The 6,202-nt window shown below is 63.7% G+C and carries 8 protein-coding genes; 5 read left to right on the top strand and 3 right to left on the bottom strand.

Annotated elements, in window-relative coordinates; translation table 11 throughout:
• Positions 1-259 (bottom strand): deoxyribodipyrimidine photo-lyase (locus A2J03_RS20400; protein ID WP_197480881.1); only part of this gene is annotated, 259 nt, incomplete at its 3' end.
• 111 nt (positions 260-370) lie between these two features.
• On the opposite strand from A2J03_RS20400, the gene A2J03_RS20405 reads away from it, so the two are divergent.
• From A2J03_RS20405 to A2J03_RS20420, 4 genes are all read left to right on the top strand, one after another.
• Positions 371-583, top strand: coding sequence for a hypothetical protein (locus A2J03_RS20405; protein WP_068377670.1), 213 nt, complete (start codon positions 371-373; stop codon positions 581-583).
• Positions 584-595: 12 nt separating this feature from the next.
• Positions 596-1,297 (top strand): response regulator transcription factor, encoded by a 702-nt coding sequence (locus tag A2J03_RS20410; RefSeq protein WP_068377672.1) that lies wholly within the window; start codon positions 596-598, stop codon positions 1,295-1,297.
• A complete protein-coding gene (locus A2J03_RS20415) occupies positions 1,294-2,604 on the top strand; it encodes a sensor histidine kinase (protein WP_068377674.1) in 1,311 nt (436 codons plus the stop codon). Before A2J03_RS20410 ends, A2J03_RS20415 begins: the two co-directional genes overlap by 4 nt.
• An 85-nt stretch (positions 2,605-2,689) precedes the next feature.
• The gene (locus A2J03_RS20420) at positions 2,690-3,709 is read left to right on the top strand and encodes an isopenicillin N synthase family dioxygenase (protein ID WP_068377676.1); all 1,020 of its coding nucleotides are present in this window, start codon (positions 2,690-2,692) and stop codon (positions 3,707-3,709) included.
• Here the strand turns inward: A2J03_RS20420 and A2J03_RS20425 are convergent.
• Positions 3,706-4,065 (bottom strand): FKBP-type peptidyl-prolyl cis-trans isomerase, encoded by a 360-nt coding sequence (locus A2J03_RS20425; RefSeq protein ID WP_068377677.1) that lies wholly within the window; start codon positions 4,063-4,065, stop codon positions 3,706-3,708. The two genes, A2J03_RS20420 and A2J03_RS20425, sit on opposite strands and share 4 nt — an antisense overlap.
• 24 nt (positions 4,066-4,089) lie before the next feature.
• A complete protein-coding gene (locus A2J03_RS20430; RefSeq protein ID WP_068377683.1) occupies positions 4,090-4,764 on the bottom strand; it encodes a DUF2848 domain-containing protein in 675 nt (224 codons plus the stop codon).
• Positions 4,765-4,893: 129 nt separating this feature from the next.
• Between A2J03_RS20430 and A2J03_RS20435 the strand changes: the two genes are divergently transcribed.
• The coding region (locus tag A2J03_RS20435; RefSeq protein WP_068377686.1) for an MFS transporter at positions 4,894-6,202 on the top strand (1,309 nt) is incomplete at its 3' end.

Below are 6,202 nucleotides of genomic sequence, written 5' to 3' on the forward strand. Positions count from 1 at the left end.
CGTCGGCATCGATGGCCTTGCACACCTTCGGCACCACCGACTCGGGATCACCCTTGACCACCAGCAGCCGACCGTTCAACTGTTGGTCCAGCGCCTCCAGGCTGCGAAACAGAAAATCTCGACGCGGGCCGCCCGACGCCTTCAGAAGTACCTCATCGAGGACGAACAATCCCAGTACCGGCCCACCCGAGTCGGCTGCGGTGGTCAGCGGCGGGAGATCGTTCGTTCGAAGGTCGCGTCGAAACCACACCACAGTCATGAAACAAGTCATACCCGCACATTCTCGGCACAATCCACCCGCGTCGAGTTCTCACAGTTCTCCCATACTTGCCTCACCGGGCGCCCAATATTGTCTTCTACCTTGGGAAACATGAGAAACACAGCAACCCCGATTTTCCCGGGAGCTGCGTCGTTGGTGAACAGCACCTGCAGCTTCGAATCGTTCTACGCCAAGCTCTACGCAAACGCTCCGGCGGTCGCGTGGACTCTCGACGCCGATCGCGAACGCCGCGAGGCGCTCGAAGAGTTCTTCGCCAAATCGCCCGAGGAACGCCAGATGACGGTGGACAGCTGGGCGGCTTGAGAACATAGAGGCGTGCCTGAATCTGCCACGGTCCTCGTCGTCGACGACGATGCGGACGTGCTCGCCTCGCTGCAACGCGGACTTCGCCTGTCCGGATTCACCGTCATCACCGCGGTGGACGGCGGACAGGCACTCACCGTCGTCGCGCAGCGCACACCTGACGTCGTCGTCCTCGACATCAACATGCCGGTGCTCGACGGCGCCAGCGTCGTGAAAGCCCTGCGTGCAATGGGAAACGACGTCCCGATCTGCGTGCTCAGCGCGCGAAGCTCGGTCGACGATCGAATCTCCGGTCTCGAGTCGGGTGCCGACGACTACCTGACCAAACCATTCGTGCTGGCCGAGCTGGTGGCGCGCATCCGCGCGATGCTGCGCCGGAGGTCGACGGCTCCTGCGGTGCCCGACACCGGATCGGCCGTCACGATCGGCGCCCTCCGCGTGGACATCCCCGGATACCGCGCCCACGTGAACGACCGCGAGCTCGATCTCACCAAACGCGAATTCGAACTGCTCGCCGTCCTGGCCCGCAACTCGGGAGTCGTCCTCACCCGTGAACGTCTCCTCGAGCTGGTGTGGGGCTACGACTTCGTCGCCGACACCAACGTCGTCGACGTGTTCGTCGGCTATCTACGACGGAAGATCGAGGTCGACGGCCAGCCGCGCATCCTGCACACCGTCCGCGGCGTCGGCTTCGTCCTGAGGGCATCATCTTGAGGTTCTCACTCCGTGCACGCGTCGCCGCCGCGACAGCGCTGGGCGCAACCATCGTCGTCGCCACCGTCGGTATCGTCGCCTCCGTCGCGATTTCGCGGAACAACGTCAGCAACCTGGACGAACGCCTCACGACGGCATCCCAGGTCCTCAGTCCCAACTCGGCGAGCCTCGAGCTCTTCCTCGATCAACTCGGCAGTTCCGGCGCCTTCGCGGTGACGATTCGGACCGGTGACCTGGTGATCGCATCGACGCCGACGCAGTTGCCCGAGCTCGACGAGGGTTCCGCGACCGTCGACGTCGACGGCAATCGATTCCGGGTGTACACCTCCGAGGCCGTATCCGCGACGGACATCGTCATCTCCATCGGCGTCCCGGCGATCGAGGCCCAACGGGTCACCGACGATCAGCAACGCTGGGTGATCGTCGGCGGACTGGCGGCAGTTGCGGCATCGACGGGACTGGGGTGGCTCTTCGGGGGTCGGGCCGTGAAACCTCTGGTGACGTTGACGCAACAGGTCAGCGCCCAGCCTCCTCGCGCTCCCGCGACGAGAACCGGCGTCAAGGAAGCAGACGAACTGGCCGTCGCCATCGCCGACATGCTCGACCGCCTGGGCGACGCGCAAGCCCGTACCAACGAGGCGCTCGGGACCGCTCGCGATTTCGCCGCGGTGTCGGCACACGAGCTGCGCACTCCGCTGACGGCGATGCGCACCGACATAGAGGTCCTCCGGACACTCGATCTCGAGCCCCCGCAACGATTCGAGATTCTCGAGGACCTGCAACGCACCCAGGGCAGGGTGGAAGCGACCCTGTCCGCGCTGGAACGGCTCGCGTCCGGAGAACTGTCGAGCGAGAACGACCGCGTGCCGGTCGATGTAGTGGAAATCTGCGACGTCGCAGCGCAGGACGCCATGCGCCAGAATCCTGATCTCGACGTGCGCGTCGACTCGGAGCCGTCTCTGGTGATGCAGGCGCTCCCTGCAGGCCTTCGGCTGGCGCTGGACAACGCGATCATCAACGCCGTCCGGCACGGCAATGCCCGTCGAGTCTCGATTGCCGTCGCCCGAGATGATGCGCTGGTACGGATCACCGTCGACGACGACGGAACGGGGATTCCCCCGGCCGAACGGGAGTCGGTGTTCGAGCGGTTCTACCGCGGGGCGTCGGCGACGAAGGGTGGGTCCGGTCTCGGGCTCGCGCTCGTCGAGCAGCAGGCCGAGTTGCACGGTGGCCGCGCCTTCTTCACCGACAGCCCGCTGGGTGGGGCGCGCCTTGTGATCGAGCTCGCTGCCCCTGCGAACGAGTAATCACGGCCGCGGACCGTGACTACACACAGGGGTTATTTACACCGAAGAAACCCACAGAACCGGCCGATGTTGCAAAGATCGTACGATGTCGCTGACCCAGTTCCACGTACCGACGATCGATATCTCGCCCTACGTCGGGCACGGCACCGAAGAGAGCAGGCGGGCAGTCGCGTCCGACCTGGATTACGCGTGCAGCGCAGTCGGATTCATGTCGATCACGGGGCATGGGATCCCCGACTCCGTGCTCGCCGGCCTCCGAGGCGCACTCGACGGCTTCTTTGCACTCGACGCCGCAGACAAGGCGTCGTACATCATGCCGCCGGATGTCAATCGTGGTTACACGGCACCGAGAAGTGAGTCGCTCAGCCTGAGCCTGGGGGTGGAGTCGGCGACGCGAATGAACGACTTCTTCGAGGCATTCAACGTCGGTACCGGCGACGGGGTCGCCAACGTATGGCCGACCGTCGACGGTTTCGAGGACGCCGTCACGACCTATTTCGCGCATGCCGCGCGGGTGGCACGCACACTCACCCGGATCTTCGCCGACGCCCTCGGCCTTGCGCCCGACTTCTTCGAATCGATCACGAGCAACTCGCTCGACACCCTCCGAATGAACAACTACGCACTTCCAGCCGGGGAAATCGACCTCGACGGCGAGTTGGACGGAATGGGCGAGCACACCGACTACGGCCTCGTCACCGTGCTGTGGGCCGACCAGGTGGCTGGGCTACAGGTGGTCGGCAGTGACCTGCGATGGCACGACGTGTCGCCCGCGGACGATGCACTGCTGATCAATCTCGGGGATCTGACGGCCAGGCTCACCAACGACCGGTGGTTGTCCACACTGCATCGGGTGCGGCCACCGATCGTGGACGGAAACATCGTTCGACGTCGTTCGGTGGCGTTCTTCCACGACGGGAATCTGGACGCGACGATCGCGCCCCTGACCTCGTGCATCGAACCGGGCGAGGCACTTCACTACGAACCCGTCACCGTTGCCGAGCACATCGCTGCAAAACTCGCGGGTTCACGAGGCGGAAAAAGCAATACGACGGCAACGCGGGAGGCAGCCCGCGCACGGGCCGCCATCCCAGCTCTGCGCTAGCTGACGTCGAGCAGGTCGATCACGAACACGAGCGTCTTGCCGGACAGCCGGTGGCCCTGGCCTGCAGGTCCGTATGCAAGCTCCGGCGGAATGGTGAGCTGACGACGTCCGCCGACCTTCATGCCTGGGATCCCGTCCTGCCAGCCCTGAATCAGGCCCCGCAGCGGGAACTTGATCGACTCGCCGCGGTTCCACGAGGAGTCGAATTCTTCGCCCGACTCGAACTCGACGCCGACGTAATGAACCTCGACATTGCCCCCGGGAACAGCTTCGGTGCCGTCTCCCTCGACCAGATCCACAATGACCAGATCGACGGGCGGCGGGCCTGCCTGGAACTCGATAATTGGCTTAGTCACGCAGTCCAGCCTACGTCGGAGGCGTCAGCCGATAGGCGCAGGCATCAGAATTGTCCGGTATTCGCAGGTCAAAACGTTGCCGGTGGCCGGATCGCCCATCTCGACCTTCCATGAATCGGCGAACTGGTCGACACCGGGGTGCATGGAGATCGTGCCCGAAATCAGGATGGTTCCCCGCTCGAACAATCCGCGTTCGCGGAGGACGTCGAGCCAGTATTTCGGCGAGAGCAGATCCGCGAGCGAACCCGTCTGAATCGGCGTCTCACCGACCCAGGCTTTCAGAGTGATCTCGTCGATGCGATCGGCAACGTCGGACAGCCGCCACGCGTTCGTTCCCAGCACGTCGGGGGATGCATTCTTGCTCCAGGCGACGCTGTGAACCTCCAGCTCGCGGTCGGTGTGGTCGCATGCGACGGTGAGCAGGACGTCGTTCTCGGTGTCACCGAGAATGACCAGCGCCCATTCGGCCTCTCCGGACGTGCGCCCGTGCTGGACGTGAACCTCGTCGGTCTGCTGCGCAAGGTACGGCGAAATCGGGTACATCGCCGGGGTGACCGTCGGAGCTGGAACACCCAGTTCTGCCAGTTCGGCGATGTGGTGGGCCACTTCGTCCTGGTTGCGGCCCGCGTAGCCGGCGTTGAGCAGTGTGCGAGGCTCGACCGTTTCGGTCGAACCGTCAGGGAGCGTGAACGTCAGCATCAAGGAGGCCCTCTCGTTAATTGATTGTTTCCAATACGCCGAAACACTTGCGCATACGTCTTGTATACAGCAAGTATGGACAACGTACAACGGATCGAGTGACCCAAGGCACAGACGAAGGAGTTGCACATGACTGCGCAGACAGTCGACAAGAAAGGCCTGGCGAAGGCATTCGCCGCGAGCCTCACCGGCACAGCACTGGAGTGGTACGACTTTGCCGTCTACTCAGCTGCCGCTGCGCTCATCTTCCCGATCGTCTTCTTCCCCGACAGCGATCCGCTGACAGGGACCTTGCTGGCGTTCTCTACCTACGCAGTCGGGTACATCGCCCGTCCGGTCGGCGGATTCGTCTTCGGACGGCTCGGCGATGTGATCGGACGTAAGCAGCTACTCGTCATCACCTTGCTGTTGATCGGCGTCACCACCTTCGCCATCGGACTGATCCCCGGATACGACACGATCGGTATCGTCGCGCCGATCCTTCTCGTCACGATGCGATTCGCACAGGGAGTCGCAGTCGGCGGCGAATGGGGCGGCGCAGTCCTCCTGTCGAGTGAATACGGCAACCCCAGCCAGCGCGGGTTCTGGTCCTCCGCCGCACAGATCGGACCGCCTGCAGGCAACCTCCTCGCCAACGGCGCACTCGCAGGGTTGACGCTCGCGCTGACCGAAGAACAGTTCGAATCATGGGGTTGGCGCGTGGCCTTCCTCTTCTCCGCTGTGCTCGTCGGATTCGGCCTCTGGATTCGACTGAAGCTGGAAGACACACCGGTGTTCAAGGCGCTGCAGGAGAGCGGCGACCGATCCGAAGCACCGATCAGCGAAGTGTTCAAGACCCAACGACGTCCGCTGGTTGCAGCAATCATGTCGCGCATCGCACCCGACGTCATCTACGCGCTGTTCACCGTCTTCTCGATCACCTACGGAACTCAGAAGCTCGGGTTCGAACGTAGCGAGGTTCTGATCGCGATTCTCGTCGGCTCGACGTTCCAGCTCGGACTGATCCCACTGGCGGGAGCGCTGTCCGACCGGATCAACCGTCGGCTCGTCTACGGCGTCGCCGCGGTCGGCGGCGTCACGTGGAGCGCCATCTTCTTCCTGATCATCGGCGGAAGCTCGCTGCCGCTCCTGATTCTCGGCATCGTCGTCGGCTTGGCATTCCACTCGTTCATGTACGGGCCGCAGGCAGCGTTCGTGACCGAGCAGTTCACCGTCCGACTCCGCTCGACCGGCAGTTCGCTCGCCTACACGCTCGCAGGTGTAGTCGGCGGCGCGATGGCTCCGCTGATCTTCGTCTTCCTGTTGGACAAGACCGACAGCTGGGTACTCATCATCGTCTACGTCGCAATCGTCGGCGTCCTGACGCTGATCGGACTTGCGTTGGGCCGCAACCCCGACCGCGCCGAAGAAGAGGAATATCAGGTCATGACGAGATCTA

Source organism: Rhodococcus sp. EPR-157, assembly GCF_001647195.1.
GTDB lineage: Bacteria > Actinomycetota > Actinomycetes > Mycobacteriales > Mycobacteriaceae > Rhodococcoides.

Excerpts from the sequence above, each read along its gene's own strand:
- A2J03_RS20405 (WP_068377670.1), top strand. The coding sequence starts at position 371 with ATGAGAAACACAGCAACCCCGATTTTCCCGGGAGCTGCGTCGTTGGTG.
- A2J03_RS20420 (WP_068377676.1), top strand. The coding sequence starts at position 2,690 with ATGTCGCTGACCCAGTTCCACGTACCGACGATCGATATCTCGCCCTAC.
- A2J03_RS20430 (WP_068377683.1), bottom strand. The coding sequence starts at position 4,764 with ATGCTGACGTTCACGCTCCCTGACGGTTCGACCGAAACGGTCGAGCCT.